Annotated in this window: 17 protein-coding genes, 3 tRNA genes and 1 pseudogene; 13 read left to right on the forward strand and 8 right to left on the reverse strand. The window is 66.1% G+C overall.

What is annotated here, in order from left to right:
• Nucleotides 1–5: 5 nt before the first annotated feature.
• The 10 genes from astD (at nucleotide 6) to ACNFIA_RS21245 (ending at nucleotide 10110) form a co-directional block, all read left to right on the forward strand.
• Entirely contained in the window at nucleotides 6–1472 is a 1467-nt protein-coding gene (astD, locus tag ACNFIA_RS21200) for a succinylglutamate-semialdehyde dehydrogenase (protein WP_416788408.1), read from the forward strand.
• Nucleotides 1472–2818 (forward strand): N-succinylarginine dihydrolase, encoded by a 1347-nt coding sequence (gene astB, locus ACNFIA_RS21205; RefSeq protein ID WP_416788410.1) that lies wholly within the window; start codon nucleotides 1472–1474, stop codon nucleotides 2816–2818. Before astD ends, astB begins: the two co-directional genes overlap by 1 nt.
• A gap of 9 nt (nucleotides 2819–2827) precedes the next feature.
• Nucleotides 2828–3109, forward strand: coding sequence for a GTPase (locus ACNFIA_RS21210; RefSeq protein WP_024766339.1), 282 nt, complete (start codon nucleotides 2828–2830; stop codon nucleotides 3107–3109).
• A gap of 50 nt (nucleotides 3110–3159) precedes the next feature.
• A complete protein-coding gene (gene astE / locus ACNFIA_RS21215; protein WP_416788413.1) occupies nucleotides 3160–4152 on the forward strand; it encodes a succinylglutamate desuccinylase in 993 nt (330 codons plus the stop codon).
• 163 nt (nucleotides 4153–4315) lie between these two features.
• Entirely contained in the window at nucleotides 4316–5320 is a 1005-nt protein-coding gene (ltaE, locus tag ACNFIA_RS21220; protein WP_259756464.1) for a low-specificity L-threonine aldolase, read from the forward strand.
• A gap of 121 nt (nucleotides 5321–5441) precedes the next feature.
• Nucleotides 5442–8066, forward strand: coding sequence for an alanine--tRNA ligase (alaS, locus tag ACNFIA_RS21225; RefSeq protein WP_416788416.1), 2625 nt, complete (start codon nucleotides 5442–5444; stop codon nucleotides 8064–8066).
• A 101-nt stretch (nucleotides 8067–8167) separates the two neighbouring features.
• Entirely contained in the window at nucleotides 8168–9403 is a 1236-nt protein-coding gene (locus tag ACNFIA_RS21230) for an aspartate kinase (protein ID WP_259756461.1), read from the forward strand.
• Between the two features lie 184 nt (nucleotides 9404–9587).
• Nucleotides 9588–9773 carry a carbon storage regulator CsrA gene (gene csrA, locus ACNFIA_RS21235; RefSeq protein WP_003085981.1) on the forward strand — a complete coding sequence of 62 codons (186 nt, stop codon included), beginning with the start codon at nucleotides 9588–9590 and terminating at the stop codon, nucleotides 9771–9773.
• 60 nt (nucleotides 9774–9833) lie between these two features.
• Nucleotides 9834–9924: transfer RNA gene (locus tag ACNFIA_RS21240), tRNA-Ser, on the forward strand.
• A gap of 109 nt (nucleotides 9925–10033) precedes the next feature.
• Nucleotides 10034–10110 (forward strand) — tRNA-Arg (locus tag ACNFIA_RS21245).
• Between the two features lie 62 nt (nucleotides 10111–10172).
• Here ACNFIA_RS21245 and bamE read toward each other — a convergent pair.
• Nucleotides 10173–10700, reverse strand: a complete 528-nt coding sequence (bamE, locus tag ACNFIA_RS21250) for an outer membrane protein assembly factor BamE domain-containing protein (RefSeq protein ID WP_416788419.1) — start codon at nucleotides 10698–10700, stop codon at nucleotides 10173–10175.
• Nucleotides 10701–11022: 322 nt separating this feature from the next.
• Between bamE and mgtE the strand changes: the two genes are divergently transcribed.
• Nucleotides 11023–12465 (forward strand): magnesium transporter, encoded by a 1443-nt coding sequence (mgtE, locus tag ACNFIA_RS21255; RefSeq protein ID WP_416788421.1) that lies wholly within the window; start codon nucleotides 11023–11025, stop codon nucleotides 12463–12465.
• A 125-nt stretch (nucleotides 12466–12590) separates the two neighbouring features.
• Here mgtE and amrZ read toward each other — a convergent pair whose 3' ends face one another.
• Complete coding sequence (gene amrZ, locus ACNFIA_RS21260) at nucleotides 12591–12923, reverse strand: transcriptional regulator AmrZ (protein ID WP_017517196.1); 333 nt, start codon at nucleotides 12921–12923, stop codon at nucleotides 12591–12593.
• Between the two features lie 487 nt (nucleotides 12924–13410).
• On the opposite strand from amrZ, the gene phnN reads away from it, so the two are divergent.
• Nucleotides 13411–13974, forward strand: a complete 564-nt coding sequence (gene phnN / locus ACNFIA_RS21265) for a phosphonate metabolism protein/1,5-bisphosphokinase (PRPP-forming) PhnN (protein WP_416788423.1) — start codon at nucleotides 13411–13413, stop codon at nucleotides 13972–13974.
• Between the two features lie 2 nt (nucleotides 13975–13976).
• Here phnN and ACNFIA_RS21270 read toward each other — a convergent pair whose 3' ends face one another.
• A complete protein-coding gene (locus tag ACNFIA_RS21270; RefSeq protein ID WP_416788425.1) occupies nucleotides 13977–14453 on the reverse strand; it encodes a GNAT family N-acetyltransferase in 477 nt (158 codons plus the stop codon).
• A 92-nt stretch (nucleotides 14454–14545) separates the two neighbouring features.
• On the opposite strand from ACNFIA_RS21270, the gene ACNFIA_RS21275 reads away from it, so the two are divergent.
• Nucleotides 14546–14622: transfer RNA gene (locus ACNFIA_RS21275), tRNA-Arg, on the forward strand.
• A gap of 54 nt (nucleotides 14623–14676) precedes the next feature.
• Here the strand turns inward: ACNFIA_RS21275 and ACNFIA_RS21280 are convergent.
• From ACNFIA_RS21280 to wecB, 5 genes and pseudogenes are all read right to left on the reverse strand, one after another.
• Nucleotides 14677–15744: a diguanylate cyclase domain-containing protein gene (locus ACNFIA_RS21280; RefSeq protein WP_416788427.1), complete on the reverse strand. Its 1068-nt coding sequence runs from the start codon at nucleotides 15742–15744 to the stop codon at nucleotides 14677–14679.
• Nucleotides 15745–15840: 96 nt separating this feature from the next.
• Entirely contained in the window at nucleotides 15841–16716 is an 876-nt protein-coding gene (locus tag ACNFIA_RS21285; RefSeq protein WP_416788430.1) for a DUF4434 family protein, read from the reverse strand.
• A pseudogene (locus tag ACNFIA_RS21290) lies at nucleotides 16716–19891 on the reverse strand (NfrA family protein). Before ACNFIA_RS21290 ends, ACNFIA_RS21285 begins: the two are co-directional and overlap by 1 nt.
• Nucleotides 19888–22062 carry a cyclic di-3',5'-guanylate-activated glycosyltransferase NrfB gene (gene nrfB, locus ACNFIA_RS21295; RefSeq protein WP_416788433.1) on the reverse strand — a complete coding sequence of 725 codons (2175 nt, stop codon included), beginning with the start codon at nucleotides 22060–22062 and terminating at the stop codon, nucleotides 19888–19890. The pseudogene ACNFIA_RS21290 and the gene nrfB overlap by 4 nt, the downstream one beginning before the upstream one ends.
• The gene (gene wecB / locus ACNFIA_RS21300; RefSeq protein WP_259756449.1) at nucleotides 22059–23213 is read right to left on the reverse strand and encodes a non-hydrolyzing UDP-N-acetylglucosamine 2-epimerase; all 1155 of its coding nucleotides are present in this window, start codon (nucleotides 23211–23213) and stop codon (nucleotides 22059–22061) included. The genes nrfB and wecB overlap by 4 nt, the downstream gene beginning before the upstream one ends.
• Nucleotides 23214–23465 lie beyond the last annotated feature (252 nt).

Here is a 23465-nt window from a genome sequence, read left to right on the forward strand (position 1 = left end):
GCCTGATGATGAATACCCACTACATTGCCGGCCAGTGGCTGGCGGGCGAAGGCGAGCCGCTGCAATCGCTCTGCCCGGTCAGCCAGGCCGTGGTCTGGTCCGGCCGTGCCGCCTCCGAGTCGCAAGTGGCCGCCGCTGTCGCCGCCGCGCGCAACGCCTTCCCGGCCTGGGCCCGTCGCCCGGTGGAGGAGCGCATCGCCGTGCTGGAACGCTTCGCCGCCGCCCTCAAGGGCCGCGCCGAGGAACTGGCCCGCGCCATCGGCGAGGAAACCGGCAAGCCGCTGTGGGAAGCCGCCACCGAAGTGACCAGCATGGTCAACAAGGTCGCCATCTCGGTCCAGGCCTTCCGTGAGCGCACCGGCGAGAAGAGCGGCCCGCTGGCCGACGCCACCGCCGTGCTGCGCCACAAGCCCCACGGCGTGGTCGCCGTGTTCGGCCCCTACAACTTCCCCGGCCACCTGCCCAACGGCCACATCGTGCCCGCCCTGCTGGCGGGCAATGCCGTGGTGTTCAAACCCAGCGAGCTGACCCCGAAAGTCGCCGAGCTGACCCTGCAGGCCTGGATCGAGGCAGGCATTCCCGCCGGCGTGATCAACCTGGTGCAGGGCGCCCGTGACACCGGCGTGGCGCTGGCCGGCAACGACGACATCGACGGCCTGTTCTTCACCGGCTCCAGCCGCACCGGCAACCTGTTGCACAGCCAGTTCGGCGGTCGCCCGCAGAAGATCCTGGCGCTGGAAATGGGCGGCAACAACCCGCTGATCGTGGACGAGGTGAAGGACGTCGATGCCGCCGTCTACACCATCATCCAGTCCGCCTTCATTTCTGCCGGCCAGCGTTGCACCTGCGCCCGCCGCCTGCTGGTGCCGCAGGGCGCCTGGGGCGACGCGCTGATCGAGCGCCTGGTGGCCGTGGCCTCGACCATCAAGGTCGGCCGCTTCGACGAGCAACCGGCGCCGTTCATGGGCTCGGTGATCTCGCTGGCCGCCGCGCAGCACCTGATCAAGGCCCAGGAGCAATTGCTGGCCAAGGGCGCCAAACCGCTGCTAGCCATGACCCAACCGCTGGACACCGCCGCGCTGCTGACCCCCGGCATCCTCGACGTGACCGCCGTCGCCGAGCGCCCGGACGAAGAGTTCTTCGGCCCGCTGCTGCAGGTCATCCGCTATGCCGACTTCGACGCCGCCGTGCGCGAAGCCAACGCCACCCAGTACGGCCTCGCCGCCGGCCTGCTGTCGGATTCCCGCGAGCGCTATGAGGACTTCCTCATCGAAAGCCGCGCCGGCATCGTCAACTGGAACAAACAACTGACCGGCGCCGCCAGCAGCGCGCCGTTCGGCGGCATCGGCGCCTCCGGCAACCATCGCCCGAGCGCCTACTACGCGGCCGACTACTGCGCGTACCCGGTCGCCTCGCTGGAAAGCGAGAGCCTGAGCCTGCCTGCAACCCTGACCCCGGGAGTGAGCCTGTGATGACCGCCTATGAAATGAACTTCGACGGTCTGGTCGGACCGACGCACAACTACGGCGGCCTGTCCTACGGCAACGTCGCCTCGCAGAGCAACAGCCAGGCGGCGTCCAACCCGCGCGAAGCGGCGAAGCAGGGCCTGTCGAAGATGAAGGCGCTGATGGAGCTGGGCTTCAAGCAGGGCGTCTTCGCCCCGCAGGAGCGCCCGGCCGTTGCCTCGCTGCGCGCCCTGGGCTTCTCCGGCACTGACGCCGAGGTGATCGCCAAGGCGGCGAAAGACGCGATGCCGCTGCTCGCCGCCGTCAGCTCGGCGTCCTGCATGTGGACCGCCAACGCCGCCACCGTCAGCCCCGGCGCCGACACCGCCGACGGCCGCGTGCACTTCACCGCGGCCAACCTGAACTGCAAGTTCCACCGTTCCATCGAACATCCGCAGACCAGCCGCATCCTCGCCGCGATGTTCAACGACGAGAAACACTTCGCCCACCACGCCGCGCTGCCGGCGGTCGCCCAGTTCGGCGACGAGGGCGCGGCCAACCACACGCGCTTCTGCAAGTCCTATGGCGAAGCCGGCGTGGAGTTCTTCGTGTTCGGCCGCAGCGCCTTCGACAGCCGCTTCCCGGCGCCGCAGCGCTACCCGGCGCGGCAGACGCTGGAAGCCTGCCAAGCGGTCGCCCGCCTGCACGGCCTGAGCGACGACGGTGTGGTCTATGCCCAGCAGAACCCGGCGGTGATCGACCAGGGTGTGTTCCACAACGATGTGATCGCGGTGGGTAACGGCGAAGTGCTGTTCCACCACGAGGACGCCTTCCTCGACACCGAGCGCGTGCTCGCCGAGCTGCACGACAAGCTGGGCCGCCGTGGTGGCCGCTTCCGCGCCGTGTGTGTCCCGCGCGACCAGGTCACGGTCGAGGACGCGGTGAAGTCCTACCTGTTCAACAGCCAGCTGCTGACCCGTGCCGACGGCAACATGCTGCTGATCGTCCCTGAAGAGTGCCGCAAGAACGAGCGCGTCTGGAGCTACCTGTCGCGCCTGACCGCCGAGGACGGCCCGATCCGCGAGGTGAAAGTGTTCGACCTCAAGCAGAGCATGCAGAACGGCGGCGGCCCCGCTTGCCTGCGCCTGCGCGTGGCGCTGACCGACAAGGAGCTGGCAGCGGTCAATCCGGGCGTCATCATGACCCCGACCCTGCACGACACCCTGGTCACCTGGGTCGACAAGCACTACCGCGATCGCCTGTCCGAAGCCGACCTGGCCGACCCGCAGTTGCTCATCGAATGCCGGACGGCGTTGGATGAATTGAGCCAGATCCTTAAACTGGGCTCGGTTTATCCCTTCCAGCAAATTTGAGTAACTGACATGACCGAAAGCCTCCCGCTGATTCTCGAAGACAACCAGGGCGAGCGCCGCGAGACCCACACCGCACGCCTGGCCATCCGCCTGGAAGGGCGCGAGCTGTGGCTGGAGGCCGACGGCAAGGGCGGCCTGGTGATCTACGCCGACTCCCACGAGGACGACGCCGAGATCCCGCTGCTGGTGGTGCGCCCGCAGGCGGTGAACCAGTTGGGCCTGAGCCTGGAGCTGGAAGCCGCCGAAGTCCACGAACATGGTCCAGACTGTGGATGTGACCATCACCACTGATCGCGGAGTCCGCGGCTGCTCCGGCCGCGGGGAACGATGGAGGCGTCCGCATGCTAGCCCTGGGCAAACTGCTCGAACTGACCCTCGCCGGCCGTGAGCCGACGGAAAAGATTCAGCTCACCGCCGACGGCACCCGTCTGCACTGGCTGGCCGAAGGCGCCCTGGAAGTCACCCCGCCCGTGGCGCGCGACAACGGTCGCGACCTGCTGCTGTCGGCTGGCATCCACGGCAACGAGACGGCTCCCATCGAGCTGCTCGACCGCCTGGTGCACCGCATCGCCCGTGGCGAGCTGAAGCCGGCGGCGCGGGTGCTGTTCCTGCTCGGCAATCCCGAAGCCATGCGTCGCGGCGAACGTTACCTGGAGCAGGACATCAACCGCCTGTTCTGCGGTCGCCACGAGGAGGGCAGCGGCAACGAGGCCCTGCGCGCGGCGGAGCTGGAGCGCCTGGCCGCCGCGTTCTTCGCCCGCGAAGGCCGCCCGCGTCTGCATTACGACCTGCACACCGCCATCCGCGGCTCGAAGATCGAACAGTTCGCGCTCTACCCCTGGGCCAGCGGCCGCGAACATTCCCGCGAGGAGCTGGCGCGCCTGCGCAGCGCCGGCATCGACGCAGTGCTCCTGCAGAGCAAGCCGGGCATCACCTTCAGCGCCTACACCTACAGCCACCTGGGCGCCGAGGCCTTCACCCTGGAACTGGGCAAGGCCCGCCCGTTCGGGCAGAACCAGGGGGTCAACCTGGACCGCCTGGAAGCCATGCTGCAGGGCGTGATCAGCGGCCAGGAAGGCGATGGCGCGCAGATCGACGGTCTGCAACTGTTCGCCGTCTCCCGCGAAGTGATCAAGCACAGCGACCACTTCCGCCTGCACCTGGACGATGCGGTGGACAACTTCACCGAGCTGGACCACGGCTTCCTGCTCGCCGAGGACATCGGCGGCACCCGCTGGATCGTGGAAGAGCAGGGCGCACGGATCATCTTCCCCAACCCGCGGGTGAAGAACGGGCTGCGCGCCGGCATTCTGGTGGTCCCCACCGAGCTCTGACGGTCTTTTCGTAGGAGCGAGCTTGCTCGCGAACCGCACGGCGCCGAAGCCGCCGCAGAAACGTTCGCGAGCAAGCTCGCTCCTACTGTTGCTCCAAGCCTTGTTCCGTCTCTGGCGAGCGCTTAGCATCGGCCTTTCCGCCTGATTGCCTAGGAGCTCCGCCATGTCCCTCATCGACCTTCGCAGCGACACCGTGACCCTGCCCACCGCCGGTATGCGCGAGGCGATGGCGCGCGCCGAGCTGGGCGATGACGTCTACGGCGAGGACCCGACGGTCAACCGCCTGGAGGCCACCCTGGCCGAGCGCCTGGGCTTCGCCGCCGCGCTGTTCGTGCCCACCGGCACCATGAGCAACCTGCTCGGCCTGATGGCCCATTGCGGCCGGGGCGACGAGTACATCGTCGGCCAGCAGGCGCACACCTATAAATATGAAGGCGGTGGCGCAGCCGTGCTGGGTTCCATCCAGCCGCAGCCCATTGATGGCGAGGCCGATGGTTCGCTCGACCTGGCCAAGGTCGAGGCGGCGATCAAGCAGGATGATTTCCACTTCGCCCGTACCCGCCTGCTGGCGCTGGAAAACACCATGCAGGGCAAGGTGCTGCCGCTGACCTACCTGGCTGCCGCGCGGGAGCTGACCCGCCGCCGTGGCCTGGCGCTGCACCTGGACGGCGCCCGCCTGTACAACGCCGCGGTGAAGCTGGGCGTGGATGCCCGCGAGATCACCCGCCACTTCGACTCCGTCTCGGTGTGCCTGTCCAAGGGCCTGGGCGCGCCCGTGGGCTCGGTGCTGTGTGGCGATGCCGAACTGATCGGCCGCGCGCGCCGGCTGCGCAAGATGGTCGGCGGCGGCATGCGCCAGGCCGGCGGCCTGGCCGCGGCGGCGCTGTACGCGCTGGACCATCAGGTCGAGCGTCTGGCCGAGGACCACGCCAATGCCGAAGCGCTGGGCCGTGGCCTGGCTGAACTGGGCTATGCCATCGAGCCGGTACAGACCAACATGGTCTATGTCGGCATCGGCGAGCAGGCCGGCGCGCTGGGCGCGCACCTGGCCGAGCGTGGCATTCGCGTCAGCCCCGCGGCGCGCCTGCGCCTGGTCACGCACCTGGATATCAAAAGTGCGGATATTCCGGCTATCGTCGAAGCTTTTGCCGCCTTTCGTCGTTCCTGACCGCAAATATTGCGCGATAAGCGTTAACTATCGCGCAAAGACACTTCAACCTTGTTGCGGGGCCGATATAATGCGGCCCTTTGCCGGCGATTCGTGGCCGCATTTTTCCGTGGAAGAACCTATGAAAAGCGCTGAAATCCGTGAAGCCTTCCTCCGCTTCTTCGAAGAGAAGGGGCACACCCGCGTAGCGTCCAGTTCGCTGATCCCCGCGAACGACCCGACCCTGCTGTTCACCAACGCAGGCATGAACCAGTTCAAGGACTGCTTCCTGGGCCTGGAAAAGCGCGCCTACACCCGCGCCACCACCAGCCAGAAGTGCGTGCGTGCCGGCGGCAAGCACAACGACCTGGAAAACGTCGGTTACACCGCTCGCCACCACACCTTCTTCGAGATGCTGGGCAACTTCAGCTTCGGCGACTATTTCAAGCGCGACGCGATCACCTACGCCTGGGAATTCCTCACCTCCGACAAGTGGCTGAACCTGCCCAAGGAAAAGCTCTGGGTCACCGTCTACGCCAGCGATGACGAGGCCTACGACATCTGGACCCAGGAAGTGGGCATCCCCGCCGAGCGCATGGTTCGCATCGGCGACAACAAGGGCGCGCCCTACGCCTCGGACAACTTCTGGGCGATGGGCGACACCGGCCCCTGCGGCCCGTGCACCGAGATCTTCTTCGACCACGGCGCCGACATCTGGGGCGGCCCGCCCGGCTCGCCGGAAGAAGACGGCGACCGCTACATCGAGATCTGGAACAACGTCTTCATGCAGTTCAACCGCACCGCGGACGGCGTCATGCACCCGCTGCCGGCGCCCAGCGTGGACACCGGCATGGGCCTGGAGCGCATCAGCGCCGTGCTGCAGCACGTCCATTCGAACTACGAGATCGACCTGTTCCAGAGCCTGCTCAAGGCGTCGGCCGACGCCATCGGCTGCGCCAACGACGACGCGCCGTCGCTGAAAGTGGTGGCCGACCACATCCGTTCCTGCGGCTTCCTCATCGCCGACGGCGTACTGCCGTCCAACGAAGGCCGCGGCTACGTGCTGCGCCGCATCATCCGTCGCGCCTGCCGCCACGGTAACAAGCTGGGCGCCAAGGGCACCTTCTTCCACAAGATCGTCGCCGCGCTGGTGGGCGAGATGGGCGAAGCCTTCCCCGAGCTCAAGCAGCAGCAGGCGCACATCGAGCGCGTGCTCAAGACCGAGGAAGAACAGTTCGCCAAGACCCTGGAGCAGGGCCTGAAGATCCTCGAGCAGGACCTGGCCGAGCTCAAGGGCAGCGTCATCCCCGGCAACGTGGTGTTCAAGCTGTACGACACCTACGGCTTCCCCGTGGACCTGACCAACGACATCGCCCGTGAGCGCAGCCTGACCCTCGACGAGGAAGGCTTCGAGCGCGAAATGGAGGCCCAGCGCGAGCGTGCCCGCTCCGCCAGCGCCTTCGGCATGGACTACAACAGCCTGGTGAAAGTGGATGGCGACACCCGCTTCCTCGGCTACCAGGGCGTTTCCGGCGCCGGCCAGATCATCGCGCTGTTCAAGGACGGCAAGGCCGTCGAGCAGTTGGGCGAAGGCGAGGAGGGCGTGGTCGTCCTCGACCAGACTCCGTTCTACGCCGAGTCCGGCGGCCAGGTGGGCGACAGCGGTTACCTGGAAGCGGCCGGCGTGCGCTTCGACGTGCGCGACACCACCAAGGCCGGCGGCGCGCACCTGCACCACGGTGTGGTTGCCCAGGGCAGCCTCACCGTCGGCGCTGCGGTGAAGGCCGAGGTCGACGCCTCCGTACGCCAGGCCACCGCGCTGAACCACTCCGCCACCCACCTGCTGCACGCTGCGCTGCGCCAGGTACTGGGCGATCACGTCCAGCAGAAGGGCTCGCTGGTCGATAGCCAGCGCCTGCGCTTCGACTTCAGCCACTTCGAGGCGATCAAGCCCGAGCAGCTCAAGCAGCTGGAAGACATCGTCAACCGCGAAATCCGCCAGAACTCCGAGGTCGAGACCGAAGAGACCGACATCGAGTCCGCCAAGAACAAGGGCGCCATGGCGCTGTTCGGCGAGAAGTACGGTGATCAGGTGCGCGTGCTGAGCATGGGCGGCAGCTTCTCCGTCGAGCTGTGCGGCGGCACCCACGTGTCCCGCACCGGCGACATCGGCCTGTTCAAGATCACCAGCGAAGGCGGTGTGGCGTCCGGCGTGCGCCGTATCGAAGCCGTCACCGGCGGCGCTGCGCTGGCCTACCTGAACGGTGCCGAAGAGCAGCTCAAGGAAGCCGCCAGCCTGGTCAAGGGCAGCCGCGACAACCTGCTGGACAAGCTCTCCGGCCTGATCGAACGCAACCGTCAGCTGGAAAAGGAGCTGGAACAGCTCAAGGCCAAGGCCGCCAGCGCAGCCGGTGACGACCTGGCGGGCTCCGCCGTGGACGTGGGCGGCGTGAAGGTGCTGTCCTCGCGTCTTGACGGTCTGGATGGCAAGGCGCTGCTGGCGCTGGTCGACCAACTGAAGAACAAGCTGGGCAGCGGCGTGATCCTGCTGGGCGGCGTGTTCGAGGAGAAGGTCGTGCTGGTGGCCGGCGTGACCCAGGACCTGACCGCCAAGCTCAAGGCCGGTGATCTGATGAAGCAGGCCGCTGCGGCCGTGGGCGGGAAGGGCGGTGGTCGCCCGGACATGGCCCAGGGCGGTGGTGCCGATGCCGGCAAGCTGGACGACGCTCTGGCGCTGGCAGTGAAGTTTGTCGAACAGGGCCTCTAAAGGCCCTGAAATACGGGGCCCGCAGCGCGTCCGGCGGGCCTTGGCAGCATGCGGTGATGCATGTTTAATGGGCGCCCTTCAGGAATCAGGCGGCTTTTGAAATGGCTTTGATCGTACAGAAGTTCGGAGGGACCTCCGTCGGCACCGTCGAGAGAATCGAGCAGGTAGCCGAGAAGGTGAAGAAATTCCGTGAGGCGGGCGACGACATCGTCGTGGTGGTATCCGCCATGAGCGGTGAGACCAACCGCCTGATTGGTCTGGCGAAACAGATCATGGACCAGCCGATTCCGCGCGAGCTGGACGTGATGGTCTCCACCGGCGAGCAGGTGACCATTGCCCTGCTGAGCATGGCGCTGCTGAAGCGTGGTGTGCCGGCGGTTTCCTACACCGGTAACCAGGTCCGTATCCTGACCGACAGTTCCCACACCAAGGCGCGTATCCTGAGCATCGACGATGCGAACATTCGCGCAGATCTGAAAGCCGGCCGCGTCGTCGTGGTCGCAGGCTTCCAGGGTGTGGACGAGCACGGCAACATCACCACCCTGGGCCGTGGCGGTTCCGATACCACCGGCGTAGCCCTGGCGGCGGCACTGAAGGCCGACGAGTGCCAGATCTACACCGACGTCGATGGCGTTTACACCACCGACCCGCGCGTCGTGCCGCAGGCGCGCCGCCTGGACAAGATCACCTTCGAAGAGATGCTGGAAATGGCCAGCCTCGGCTCCAAGGTGCTGCAGATCCGCTCGGTGGAATTCGCCGGCAAGTACAACGTCCCGCTGCGCGTGCTGCACAGCTTCCAGGAGGGTCCGGGCACCCTCATTACCCTTGATGAAGAGGAATCCATGGAACAGCCGATCATCTCCGGCATCGCCTTCAACCGCGACGAAGCCAAGCTGACCATCCGTGGCGTACCGGATACCCCCGGCGTTGCTTTCAAGATTCTCGGTCCGATCAGTGCCGCCAATGTCGAAGTCGACATGATCGTGCAGAACGTCGCGCACGATAACACCACCGACTTCACCTTCACCGTGCACCGCAACGACTACCAGGCCGCCCTGGAAATCCTCAAGCAGACCGCCACCACCATCGGTGCGCGCGAAGCCACTGGCGACACCAACATCGCCAAGGTGTCCATCGTCGGCGTCGGCATGCGCTCCCACGCGGGTGTCGCCAGCCGTATGTTCGAAGCGCTGGCCAAGGAAACCATCAACATCCAGATGATCTCCACCTCGGAAATCAAGGTGTCCGTGGTCATCGAGGAGAAGTACCTCGAGCTGGCGGTTCGTGCCCTGCACACCGCCTTCGAACTCGACGCCCCCGCCCGACAGGGCGAGTAAGGCGGGTTATATCGAAAGGCGCGGCTACCCCGCGCCTTTTGTCGTTTTTGACTCTCTGTCAGGAACTTTCTTTCCGACAGGACTGGTCAATACTGGGTGAAGGATTCGCGCACTTGATCTATACGAATCTGCCACCATTTCTTTTTTTGCAGACTGCTTATCCGTAACACGTAAGGAGAAAGGAATGCTGATTCTGACTCGCCGGGTCGGAGAGACCCTGATGGTCGGTGATGACGTCACCGTGACTGTACTGGGCGTCAAAGGAAATCAGGTGCGTATCGGTGTGAATGCGCCGAAGGAAGTTGCTGTGCACCGTGAGGAAATCTACCAGCGCATCCAGAAAGAGAAAGACCAAGAACCAAACCATTAATTTTTCTAAAATTTTTCTTTGCAAACGGGGAAAACATGGATATCATGCGCCCCGTGTTGCGGAGAGGTGGCCGAGTGGCCGAAGGCGCTCCCCTGCTAAGGGAGTACACCTCAAAAGGGTGTCGGGGGTTCGAATCCCCCCCTCTCCGCCATTGCATCCTCTGGTGCGATGAGTTGTCCGGTTACGTAAGTGACTGAAAAGATTGAAAAATCTTGTTGACAGGTCAGAAAAATCGCCCTAGAATTTGCGCCCTCATCAGCGCACTCATAGCTCAGCTGGATAGAGTACTCGGCTACGAACCGAGCGGTCGGAGGTTCGAATCCTCCTGAGTGCGCCATATACCGAAAGGGCCTGCAGAAATGCAGGCCCTTTTTCTTTGCCGTCGAAAAAAACCGGCGCTCACCGCTTCGCCTTACCCATCACGCAGCCGTCCTCATCGAAGGTCACGGTTCGCGCGCCGTGCTTCCGGTCCGCCTCATAGTGATAGCGCAGCGTCTCGTTGTGCTGGCTGACCCGGTCGGGCCTTCCCAGTGCGCTCTCCACGTCGCTGCGGGTCATGCCCGTCCTTATCCGTCCCTCGATGATCGCCTTGCGCCGCGCATTGCCGGTGACGCGGTTGCCGCAGCCGTTCTGCTGCTCGCCGACCACCACCACGGCTTCGCGCTCGGCCTGCTCCTGGCGCTGCCCTTTGCTGCGCGCCGGCGGTTTCGACACGATGGGTGCCGGCGCAACGGCCATCGGCACTGGATCGCCACTGCCCGGCGTCGGATTGCTTGCCTCCTGGATTTCCTGCCGCCGTTGCGCAGGGCAGCCATACTGACTGAACAGCACGCTGCCATCGGCCGCGGTGCAGCGGAACACCGAGGCTGCCTCGCTGGTCGGTACCAGTGACATCAGGAGAAGGCAGAGCAGGGCAGGCAGGCGCATGGGTTCCTCCGTGATGGCGGGCCTGCGTGCAGCCTAGGAGGGGAAATTGTCAGCCGTAGCCGGGTGTCCTGTGGGAGCTTTCGGGCGTCGAACCGGGCAGTGATTCGGCAGTGAACTTTCGCCCGCAAGCGATTGTTCTAGCCGCCATTTTGTAACGCGTAATACACCCCGGAGTGTTATCATTTCCCGCATCTGCCCTCGATGGGCGCATGGGACACCACCATGGACTTACCCAGTAGTTACTCAGAACCCCGATTGCGTACACACGACCTGATGTATTGATCCCCTCTGGCCCGTTCTGCCACTGGGGGTGGAGCGTGCTATGACCGAAGTAGAAGCCAAGAAGCCGCAGGAAAGCCTGCAGGACCGCCTCAACCAGGTGGTCGACCTGCTGCACAAGCACAAGCTGGTCGAAGACCTGACGCACCGTCAGGAAGGCCAGCATCACGACCTCGTCGAAAATCTCGTGCACCGCCAGAACCTGGCGGAACTCCAGCGCAAGCTGGATGAACTGCACCCGGCCGACATCGCCCACATCCTCGAATCGCTGCCCCTGGATGACCGCCTGACGGTCTGGCAGTTGGTCAAGGCCGAGCGCGACGGCGACATCCTCCTCGAAGTTTCCGATTCCGTACGGGAAACCCTGATCGCCGACATGGACGATCACGAGATCCTTGCGGCGGCGCGGGAGATGGATGCGGACGAACTCGCGGACCTCGCGCCGGAATTGCCGCGCGATGTGGTCCACGAGCTCATGGAAACCCTCGACCAGCAGCAGCGCGAGCGTGTGCGCTCGGCGCTGTCCTACGAGGAAGACCAGGTCGGCGCGCTGATGGACTTCGAGATGGTCACCATCCGCGATGACGTCAGCCTGGAAGTGGTGCTGCGCTACCTGCGCCGCCTGAAGGAGCTGCCCGGTCATACCGACAAGCTCTTCGTGGTCGATTACGACGGCGTGCTCAAGGGTGTGCTGCCGATCAAGCGCCTGTTGGTGAACGACCCGGACAAGGACGTGGCCGAGGTCATGGCCACCGACCCGGTGACCTTCAGCCCCGACGAAGACGGCTACGACGCCGCCCAGGCGTTCGAACGCTACGACCTGATTTCCGCCCCGGTGGTGGACAAGAACGGCAAGCTGATCGGCCGCCTGACCATCGACGAGATGGTCGACCTCATTCGTGAGGAAAGCGAAAGCGAAGTCCTGAACATGGCCGGTCTGCGCGAGGAGGAAGATATCTTCGCCTCGGTGTGGAAGTCGGTCGGCAACCGCTGGGCCTGGCTGGCCACCAACCTGGTGACTGCCTTCATCGCCTCGCGGGTGATCGGCCTGTTCGAAGGCTCCATCGAGAAGCTGGTGGCGCTGGCGGCGCTGATGCCCATCGTCGCCGGCATCGGCGGCAACTCCGGCAACCAGACCATCACCATGATCGTCCGCGCCATGGCCCTGGACCAGATCCAGGTCAGCAGCGCCAATCGCCTGCTGCGCAAGGAACTGGGCGTTGCGCTGGTGAACGGCCTGATCTGGGGTGGGGTGATCGGCCTGGTGGCGTTCTACCTGTACGGCAACTGGGAACTGGGCGCGGTGATGACCGGCGCCATGACGCTCAACCTGCTGCTCGCCGCGCTGATGGGCGTGCTGATTCCGATGACGCTGCTGCGTCTGGGCCGGGACCCGGCCATGGGGTCCAGCGTGATGATCACGGCGATGACCGACAGTGGCGGTTTCTTCATCTTCCTCGGGCTGGCCACGCTGTTCCTGATGTAGGGCCAGCTCCGCCGAAAGGGCCGCCCGCGAGGCGGCTTTTTTGTGCCCGGCGAGGAGAGAGGGCGGTCAATCGCAGGCATGAAAAAGCCGGCTCGGGGCCGGCTGTTTCGGAGGTCACGAACGAATCAGGCGTCGTTCTGTGCCATCTCGGCATCGTGTGCGATCAGGGCGATCAGGGCGTTCTGCTGACGGTGGGTCAGCTGGCGGAAGCGTTGCAGCAGCTCGCGTTCGTGCAGGCTGAGTTCCGGGCTGTCCAGACGGATGCCCAGGTTGTCCTGCAGCGCGCCTTCCTGCAGCAGGCTCTGTTCGAGACGCGCAATGATCTCGGAGTTCATGCTGCGGTGGTGGCTGCGAGCGACGTCGGCGATACGCTCACGCATGCCTTCGGGCAGACGTACGACGAATTTGTCAGCAGTACGGCTGGAGTAGGTGGGGGTTGCCTGTTTCAATGGGCGCATACTTTAAACCTGTAAGTCAGGGAGGCCGATGCCATGGGTCAGCGTTCGTTCAGGCCCTTTGACAGCGATTTCCAGTGGCCGTTCAGCGCGTCGTCAAAGCTTTTGCAAAAATATCCAATAACTTGACGTCAAACCTTCGGCATATTGTGTCTCGGGTGAAGGCTAAATGCCAGCACCAATCGTCCGAAATGAGACCGTCTAGGCAGACCTTTCTTTAGATGGGAGTTAAGGGAAAACTGGCGATGTGCCCCTTGGGTTCAGCGTAGTCGATAGATGCAGGGCCCCTCTCTGCCGTTGAGCGACCTGATGCGGGCACTTCGTCGCGGGTGGCGATGATGGCACAGCGCCCGACGGCGAGTCAGGGGACGGCAGCCCGACGCGGCGCCCATCACGGTGTTTTCACTGATATCGCACAAGGCTCGGAGTATTATCCGCCCCGCGGATCAGAATTGAAGTAACGCCGAGCCGCCGGCGCACCGAGAGTTCTATGACCCCAGGCAGACTGATTTTCCTGATGGGCCCGTCGGGTTCCGGCAAGGACAGCGTGTTGCAGGCCGCCAGCGCTCCCCTGGCCGCGATGGATTGCCGGATCGTCCGGCGCGTCATCACGCGCTCCGCCGAGGCGCGCGGGGAAGAGGCGCACCCGGTGAGCGTCGAGGAGTTCACGCGTCTGGAGCAGGCCGGTGCCTTCGCCATGAGCTGGCGCGCCAATGGCCTGCACTACGGCATTCCCCGCGAGATCGATGACTGGCTCGCTGCCGGTCACGATGTGCTGGTCAACGGTTCACGCAAATACCTGCCCGAGGCGCGTCGTCATTATCCTCAGTTGATCGCGGTCTTGCTCAAGGTCGAACCCGAGGTGCTGCGCCAGCGGCTGCTCAAGCGTGGCCGGGAATCGCTGGCGGAGATCGAGGAGCGTCTGGCGCGCAATGCGCACTTCGCCGACGGCCTGCCCGGGCCGCTGGTGGAGTTGGACAACTCGGTGTCGCTGGATATCACCGTCGGCCACCTGCTCGATCTGCTCGCCCCGCCGGACGCACAGGCCAGCTGAGGTCAGTCCAGCGGCAGCGCCAGGCTGACCCCGTGCGGCGCGAAGCCCATGGCGGCATAGAAGCGGTGCGCCATTTCCCGGTCCTGGTGGCTGGAAAGCGCGAGCTTGTAGCACTTCCAGTCCCGCGCCCATTCCACCGCCCGGCCAATCAGCGCCTGGCCGACGCCCTGGCCGCGCGCGCGGCTGTCCACCACCATGTCCTCGAGAATCGCCGAGCGGGCGAAGCCGTGGGCGATGTGCTCGATCAGGTGCAGGGTGCAGGTGCCCAGCAGGGCGCCGTCGCGCTCGGCTACCAGCGTTACCCGCGCTGCTGGCGGGTTGCTCAGGGCGAGCGCGAGCAGGGCGGTATCGGGCAGCGGATCCTGTGTGCCCAGTTGCTGCAGCAGCGGCGCCAGGGTGGCCGCATCGTCGGCGGTGGCGACGCGCACATCGAAGGTGGCGAAGGGGGAATCGGGCAGGGCGCCGTCGTCTGTGGTCATGGTCATTCTCCGGCTGAAGGCGAAATTATGAACCGCGCCGGTGGCGGCGGCATGACAAAACGCTTGTCGGTGGTTAACATGCCGACCCGATTGTCCCGGTAGCTCAATTGGATAGAGCGTCCCCCTCCTAAGGGGAAGGTTGGAGGTTCGACCCCTCTCCGGGACACCAGCACGCCAAAGGCCCGCATTCGCGGGCCTTTTTTGTTTGCGCTCGATGCTGTCGTCACGGCGAATAGGTCACCCGGTTGCGGCCGTTGTGCTTGGCGTCGTATAGCGCCTGGTCGGCCTTGATCAGCGCCTGGCTCAGGGTGCCGTCGGCGCTGAGGTGGGCCAGGCCCAGGCTGATGGTGACGGTTGGCGTACCCGGCAGTTCGGCGGTGGCGCGGCGCAGCCGTTCGACCCGCGCCTGGGCGTCCTCCACGCTGATGCCCCACAGGTACAGGCCGAACTCCTCGCCGCCCAGGCGGGCGAATTCGAAGTCCTGCATTTCCTGCTGGATGGTGCGCGCGACGCGTGTCAGCACTTCGTCGCCGATGTCATGCCCGTAGGTGTCGTTGACGCGCTTGAAATGGTCGATGTCGACCATCGCCAGGTAGCGTTGTTCGCCATCGTCCGGCAGGCGCTGGCCGACGCGGGTCATGAACGAGCGGCGGTTGGGAATGCCGGTGAGCGCGTCGAGGTAGGCCTGGTCCATCAGCAGGCGCGCCATGGCGTAGTTGTACAGCTTGGATTTGCTCAGGTGGTTGAACACGTAGACGGACAGCGCGCTGATGAACAGCGGGTAGCAGACCAGCATGCTGCGCCGGGCATCCAGGGCGGGCACGTCGCCCAGCAGCGGGTTGAGGAACGTCCAGGTCACGGCCAGTACGGAATAGAACGCGAGCGTGTTCAGCGGCAGGGCGGTGGCGCTGTACAGCACCGAGGCGGCGGCGATGACCAGCCACGCCGGTCGCAGCAGTTCCGGTAGGCCGTCGATCACCAGGCGTGCGCCAAGGCTGAAGGTGATGACGAACGCCAGGTTCAGCCAGTAGAAATGCACGGCCCGGCGTACCAGGCTGGCCAGGACGGTGATGAGGAAGAACACGCCGAGAAAGATCACTGAGACATAGGTGAAGCCCTGGCCGGCCTGGAAGCTGACGATGAGGTCGAAGAGCAGCCACATGGCGGCGCTTACCGCATAGACCAGCAGGCTGAAACCGTGGAGTCGCTCGAAGTCGTGCTGGAGGAATTCGGCCCTGATCCCGGGCGGGACGCGTTGCTTGAGTATCTCGGACTCGATGGTCTTGAACATGAACTGCCCTGTGCGAGTGTGGGGTCGCTCGCGCGAGCATAGCCGAAGCCTGCGCGCCCCGCGCAAGCGGGCGGGGCGCGCAGGCAGCGAGGCGTGTCAGGGCGTGGCGGCGGTGCCGCTGTGGGCGCGCTGGTTGTCCAGCAGCAGCTTGCCCCAGGGGCGATAGCGCACCTCGAACACGGCACTGGCGTGGCAGCCGGTGGAGACCGTGGAAGGCGCGGCGGGCTCGGCGCGGAACGCCTGGCCGGCGGCGCTGGTCTGGCGGAAGGCCTCGCGGACGATGCCGACCGAGCAGGGCAGGGCACCGGCGTAGGCCTGGCGCACGCGCTCGGGCAGCGCACCGGTGCCGGCGCCGTCCTGCCACCAGACCTGCACGCCGAGCCCCGCGATCTGCCCCAGCCAGTCGCCATACACCTGCGGCGCCAGTTTGCCGCCGGAGAACGCGCTCAATTGCAGCGGCGCCTTGAGTTGTCCGGCGAAGTCCTTGAGCTGGCGTTGCAGGGCCTGGCGGCGCTCGACGGCCTGGAAGTTCCAGTCGTCCAGCTCCATCGGCAGGTACCAGGCGGCGACCGGCAAGTGCCACTGCGCGCTGACTTGCCGCTGCTGGGCCAGGGAACGGCCGAGCTGGTGCTGCCAGTAGGCTTCCAGGCCGGGCGTGTCGAGCTCGCCCTGGCGCTGGTAGTAGGCCGGGTCCATGTACAGGCCGAGGATCAGTTGCAGGCCATTGTCGTGAGCGTTCTTCAGGGCGCGCGCGAGCCAGCCGTTGGCTCCGCCGAAGTCGGCGTCGCCGTAGGCGGTCCACTGCACGATGAGTGTCTTCGCACCCTGGGCCGCGCTGGCGCGCCAGATCTGTTGCCACTGGGCGTCGCTGAGCGACGCGTCGACATTCAGCGGTTGGTAGAACAGGCGATCATCGGCCCGTGCCGCAACGGCGGTGACGAGCAGGGCGAGGGCGTAAAGCAGACGGCGCATCAGAAGTTCACCTCGAGTCCCACCAGCCAGCCGTTGGCCTTTTCATAGAGATTGCCCGCCATGCCCAGCTGGTACTCGGTGCGCACGGTGACATGGGCGCGGTAGGCGTTGTAGCGATCGTCGCCGTACCAGTACTGCCAGCGCAGGCCGACGCCGCTGCGCAGGTCCTGGCGCCAGTCGTTGCTCGGGTCCTGCGCGGAGAACTCGGCGAAGCCGTAGGGCATGATCGTCTGCGGCGAGTCCACCGGCAGCTTCCAGGTGTGGCCCTGCTGGTAGCGCGAGACCCACTGGTGATCGCCGGCGTGGGTCCACCAGGCCAGGTCGGTGTAGAGGAAGCGCTCGTCCCAGTCGCTTTCATCCACCCGCCAGTCGTTGCGGTAGTCGCCCTGGTCGAGGAAGGAGGCGGTGGCGCGCAGTAGGAAGTCGGTGGAGGTCTGGCCGTACTGGTCGCGTTTGCGAATGTAGCGCTCGAACTTCTCGGGGGTGCCGATCTCGTGCCAGCGCAAGCCTTCGAACGTGAGGCCGGAATCGCCGCTGTCCTTCACGGTGTTCTGCTTGTACAACTCGCTGTAGAGGTTGAGGTTGTAGTCGCCGAAGGGCTTGTAGCGCAGGCCGAAGCCGGCGGCGAGGGTCTGGGTGTATTTCTTGCGGCCTTCGTTGCCGGCGATCGCCCGCCCGTACACGGAGAGGGTGCTGCCGTTGCGGGTCGGTTCCTCGCCCAGGGCGTGGTCCCAGATGAAGGTCTGCAGGTTCTGCGATTGCGCGCGGCGGCGGTCGCCGGTCTGGATGTTGTCGTTGAGGATCGGCACCGTGGTGACGCCCGCCGGCGACCAGGTGCTGGCAATGGTCAGGTTGTCCCGCTGGGACATCACCTGGTGCGCGCGGCGTTGGCGATAGCGCCGGGCTTCCAGGCTGCCGTATTCGTCGTCGGCGGCCACCGGGTCCTGCTCCAGGTCGATCACCCGGCGCAGCTCGCGGCGGGCGGCGAAGCTGTCCTCGGCTTCGTCGTAGCGCCAGGCGAGGGTCTCGCCCAGGCGGAAGTCCTCGGGGTAATCGCGGGTTGCGCGTTCCAGGTAAGGGATCGCGGTGCGGCGCTCCTGCGGCGTGTCGGTGTCGGCCAGGCGCATGCCGTAGTCCGCGCGGAAGCGTGGATTGTTCGGTTCGCGGCGCACCGCTTCGGCCAGCCAGAGTTTGCTCTGCTGCTTGTCGCCGGCCTTCTGCGCGCTGCCGGCGGCGTTGTAGAAGTGCTGGCCGTTGGGTTCGTGCTGCAGTGCTTCGCGGTGCCGGGACAGGGCTTCGGGATAGTCGCCACGGGCGTCGGCGATGTTGGCGCCCAGGGCCCAGTCGTCGGCGCTGTCCTTCTTCGCCTGCTGCCAGTAGCGCTCGGCGGCGGCGTTGTCGTGGGTGAGCAGTGCGGCGCGGCTGGCGGTCAGGCGGGCGTTGTCGTTGAGCTCGCCGGGCGGCAGGGCGTTGAAGATGCGCAGCGCGCCGGCCGGATCGCCGGCGGCTTCCAGGGCATAGGCCAGCGGCAACTGGCTGTCCCTGTCGCCGTGGGCGATGGCGGCCTGGTAGTAGACCACCGCCTCGCCAGGCCGCGCGGGCATGGCGCAGCGGCCAAGGGCGCGCAGTTCGCCGGGGGTGTTGGAGTCCGGGCTAAGGTAGCGCTGCAGGGCGTCGCAGCGCCCGGCTTCGGCGAGGCGACCGAGCAGGTAGCCGCGCGAGACCGGGTCGGCCTTGGGCAGCAGCGCCTCGATGCGCGCGACGTCCAGCGGCGTGTCGCTGCGCGCATGGATGCTGGCCAGACGTTGCAGCAGCGTGGGCGGCAGGTTGCCGCCACGGCGGTCATAGGCGCTTTCCAGCAGCTGCTTGGCGCGCTCGGTGCGCCCGGCGTTGAGGGCGAGGTAGCTGGCCTGGTCCAACGCCCGCAGGTCGCCGGTCTGGCGGTAGCGCTGTTCCCACAGCGCCGCCGCTTCGCCGGTGCGGCCACGGGCCTGCAGCAGCTCGGCGCGCTGGCGCACAGTGTCGGGCGTCTGCGGCTGGCGCGAGAGCCACGCCAGCGCCAGGTCGGTGCGACCCTGACGGCGCCAGGCGTCGATCAGTTGGTCGCGCCGGGCGGTGTCCCAGGGTTCCGGCAGCCGGGTAGTTTCCAGCAGGTCGGTGGCGTCCAGGCGCTGGGCCAGCACCAGCCAGGTCTTCGGGTCGTCGGCGGGCTTGCACTGCTGCAACTTGGCCAGTGCGGCGGCCTGGTCGTGGCGCGACAGCCATTCGGTGGTTTCCAGGCACGGGCGGTTCTGCTCGTCGCTGAGCTGGGTTACCAGCGGGGCATCGGCGCTGTCGCGCGCGACTTCCAGCAGTTGCGCCCGGCGCGTCGGGTCGTTGCGGTCCTGCTCGGGCAGGGTGAGCAGCCAGCGTTTGGCGACGTCCGTCTGCTCCACGGCGATGGCGCGGTCGATGAGTGCCAGCCGTGCCTGGCGCGCGGCGTTGGCATCGGGCGCCTGCTGCAGCAGTTGCTCCAGCGGTTTCTCATCCAGGCGCTGGGCGTAGGCGTTGGCCAGGCGGTGCCAGTCCTCGGCGGACAACTGGTGGGCGGCGGCCAGCGGCGCCAGCTGGGCGATGGTGGTGTCCCAGTCGCGCAGCTGTTCGGCCCAGTTGGCGCGGGCTTCGCGCAGCACGCGGCCGTCGTTGCCCGGCGGCAGGGTACCGAGCCAGTCCAGCGCCTTGGCGGCGCCCTGGGTCTGGCCAAGCTTGAGGCTGTAGGCCTGCCACAGGCGCACGCGTTCGTTGGCGTTGCCAGCCACTGGTTGACCTGGGCCTCGGGCGGCGGGCCGTTCTCGATCAGGTCCAGGCGCAACTCGGTGAGCACTTGCGCGCCGGCATCGGTGCCGGCCAGGGCCTGGGCCTCCCGTTCGGCGTCGGCGAAGCGCTGCTGCTTGGACAGGGACTGGATCAGCAGGGCGCGCGCCTCGGTGTTGTTCGGCACGCGGTCGAGCAGGTGGCGCATCAGGCGTTCGACTTCCGCCCAGTTGTTCTTCTTCGCTTCCTTGTAGCCCTTGTCGAGGTACGGGAAGCTGCGGAAGCGCTGGAACTCGCTGAGCTGGTCATCGGCGGCCTGGGCCAGCGGTGCGGCGATGCTCGCCAGGATCAGGCCGTAAAGCAGGGTTTGTTGCGGTTTCACACGGCCTCCCGGACGATGCGATAGGCCTCGTGCTGTTCGCTGGCCTGTTCCTGGAGTGCTTCCTCGAGCACCTGCTGGGTGATCATGCCGCGCTTGATCAGGTGTTCGCCGAGGGAGTCCTGCTCCGGGTCGAAGTCGATCAGGGCCTGGTTGAACAGGCTCGGCGGCACCATCCCGCGCACTTGCAGCAGGGAGCCGAACATCACCACGTGGCCGCTGAGGCGTTCCATCAGCGCCTCGTCGCCCTGGCGCTGCCGCAGCACGTCGATGATGGCGCGGGTTTCCTCGGTCTGGTGGCGGCCGCCGTACCAGTGGCGCAGGCCGAGGGTGACGCGGCCCTGCGGCGCCAGGCGGCCCCGCACCGGGCGCTTGAGCTGACGGCTGATGGCGCCGAGGGAGACCTGGCTGATCTGCTGCTCGCTGGCCAGCACCAGGGTCTTGCCTTCCTCGGCGACCGGCAGCACCGCATAGCGCAGCGCCAGCTTGCGCGGCAACGCCTCGATCAGGCGCGCGTCGAGGGTGAAGGGGTTGAGCGGCGCCCATTCCTCGCCCAGTTCCTCGGCGAGGGTGCTGACCAGCTGGGTACTGGTGATCAGCTCGCGCAGTAGCAGCTCGCGGCCCAGGCGCCGGCGGATCGGGCTGGTCAGTGCCGACTGCAGCTGTTCCTCGGTGATCAGCCCCTGTTCGATCAGGCGCTGGCCCAGGGGCGTGCGCTGCGGGCCGGCGAGGGCGGGGAACTCATGGGTGGTCTTGTCCCAGGCCACGCGGCGCGAGTCGCCCATTTCCATGACCTGCTTGAGCGCGCGCAGGTTGGCGAAGAAGTTGACGAAGTTGCTCCACATCATTCGCGGCGCCGACAGCAGCCCCTCGAAGATGCCGTAGAAACGGGTGACGAACCAGAAGCGCTGGAACAGCCGGTTGAGCAGCATCAGGCCGTTGAGGAACAGCAGCACCACCAGCAGCTGGCTGCCTTCGAGGATCGACGGGAAGCGCCAGGCGTCCGGCGACAGGGTGGTGATCAGCCACAGGGTGATCAGCACCAGGAACAGCAGGTTGACCAGGAAGCTCAGCAGGTAGGCGATCAGCCCCCGGCGGTCGCGCCAGAGGAAGTAGTTGAGCATGGTCTTGCTGCTCCAGCCCAGGTTGCGCGTGCCCTGGAAGACGATCCCGGTGATCCACCGCGACTTCTGCCGGATGGCGTGCTGCCAGGTGCGCGGGAAGTGCTCGCGCACGCAGATGACCTGGGAGAAGCGCCGGTCCATGCCCGGCACCCAGTCGCTCTTGAGCGCCAGCTGCGGGTCGGTGATGGAGTAGCGGGCGAAGATGCACTTCATGCCCTTCTGCTTGAGGCGGAAGCCGATGTCGTAGTCCTCGGTGAGACTCTGCACGTCGAAGGCGATGCCGTCGCCGTCTTCCAGCAGCGCGGCGATGGCGCGGCGGCTGAAGCAGGTGCCGACGCCGGCGCTGGGCACCTGGCCGGTCAGCGCCTCGCGCACCGGCACGTCCTTGCCGTGGTTCTCGGCGAACTCGTCGACGTAGTGGCCCGCGGTGAAGCCGGTCCATTCCGGGGCGTAGGGGTAGACCGGGATCTGGATCAGGTCCTTGGCCGGCAGCAGGTAGTTGAACAGGTGCAGCTCCAGCGGCGAGATCACGTCTTCGGCGTCATGCAGGATGAAGCCGGCGAACTCGACGCGGGCGTCGGCCTCGAAGCGCAGGATGGCGTCGATGATGTTGTTCAGGCAGTCGGCCTTGCTGGTGGGCCCGGGGCGCGCGCAGACCACCTTGTGCACGTTGGGGTAGTGCAGGCACACCGCGTCGACGTCCGCCTGGGTCTGCGGGTCGTTGGGGTAGGTGCCGACGAAGATCTGGTAGTTTTCGTAGTCCAGGGTGGAGGCCGCCAGGCGCGCCATCTCGCCCACCACGCCGACCTCGTTCCAGGCCGGCACCATGATCGCCAGCGGCTTTTCCGGGGCGGCGAAGAGGCGTTCCTCGTCGGCCCGGTCGAAGCGGTTGTAGATGCGGAAGCGCCTGACCAGCACCCGGCCCCAGTACACCAGGTCGATGAACAGGTCATCCAGGCCGAGCAGGAACATCAGCGCGGCGAGGAGGATGGCCAGGTACTTCAGCGCATAGAGAACGTACGTGAGGATGTCGACCAGTTCGAGGTTCATTCGAACTCGCTTGGCGTGCGTGATTCACCGAACCAGGACAGCAGCCGCGCAACGATCTTCTCGCTGGCGTGGCCGTCGCCGTAAGGGCTGAACACCCGGCTCATCTGTTCGTAGACTTCCTCGTCGCGCAGCAGGTGGCTGGCTTCGCTGACGATGCGGCTGGTGTTGGTGCCCACCAGGACCACGGTGCCGCCTTCCAGCACGGCGGGGCGCTCGGTCACGCGGCGCAGCACCAGCAGCGGTTTGCCCAGCGCCGGGGCCTCCTCCTGGATGCCGCCCGAGTCGGTGAGGATGAGGTAGGCGCGGTCCATCAGCCAGACGAAATGCTGGTAATCCTGCGGGGCGATCAGGTGGATGTTCGGCTTGTCCGAGAGCAGGCCGTAGACGGCCTTCTGCACCTGCGGATTGAGGTGCACCGGGTAGACGAAGTCCACGTCGGGGAAGCGCTGGCCAAGCTCGGCGAGCGCCAGGCAGATGCGCTCGAAGCCCTTGCCGAAGTTCTCCCGGCGGTGGCCGGTGATCAGCACCAGGCGGCGCTCACCGGTGAACCGGGCCAGCGGCGAGTCGGCGGCAGGCGTCCAGTTCGTCTCGCGCAGGTGCTCGCGCATCCACAGCAGGGCGTCGATCACCGTGTTGCCGGTGACTTCGATCTGGTCGATGTTCACCCCTTCGCGCAGCAGGTTGTCGCGCGAGGCCTTGGTGGGCGGGAAATGCAGGTCGGCGATCACCGCGGTCAGGCGGCGGTTGGCCTCCTCCGGCCAGGGCTGGTGGATGTTGCCGGTACGCAGGCCGGCCTCAACGTGGCCCACCGGAATCTGCCGGTGGAAGGCCGTGAGGGCGGCAATGAAACTGGTGGTGGTATCGCCGTGCACCAGCACGATGTCCGGACGATGACGGTCGTAGCTGTCATCGAGTTTGCCCATCATCTGCAGGGACAGGCTGTTCAGCGTCTGGCCCTGGGTCATGACGTCGAGGTCTTCATCGACCTCCAGTTCGAAGGAGTCCAGCACTTGCTGTAGCATCTCGCGATGCTGGCCGGTGGAGCAGATGCGCAACTCGATTTCGGGGGTGCGGCGGAGGACGCGGGCGAGGGGGGCCATCTTGATGGCTTCCGGGCGGGTTCCGAAAACCATGGTGACTTTGTACTTCATTAATTGCTCCTGGGACGGACCCTTGTGAGGCCGCCTTCGGGTTTCCGTGTGGGATTTTTCCAACGGCAATGAAAGTCGCTCAACTCCGGGCTGTCCAGCCGTATTCGCGGATGCCAGTGATACAGGTCAGGGATATTGACCTTTTCGGGTGTTTTGTCGCTCGGCTGCAGGCCGCGTCGCCAGTGGGCTGGCGCCGAATTTCCGGCGTCGTGCAGCAAAATGATGGGCAGATTTTTCGAGAGGCCGGTGACA

This window comes from Pseudomonas sp. NY15437 (assembly GCF_048068435.1).
GTDB classification, from domain to species: Bacteria; Pseudomonadota; Gammaproteobacteria; order Pseudomonadales; family Pseudomonadaceae; genus Pseudomonas; species Pseudomonas nitroreducens_B.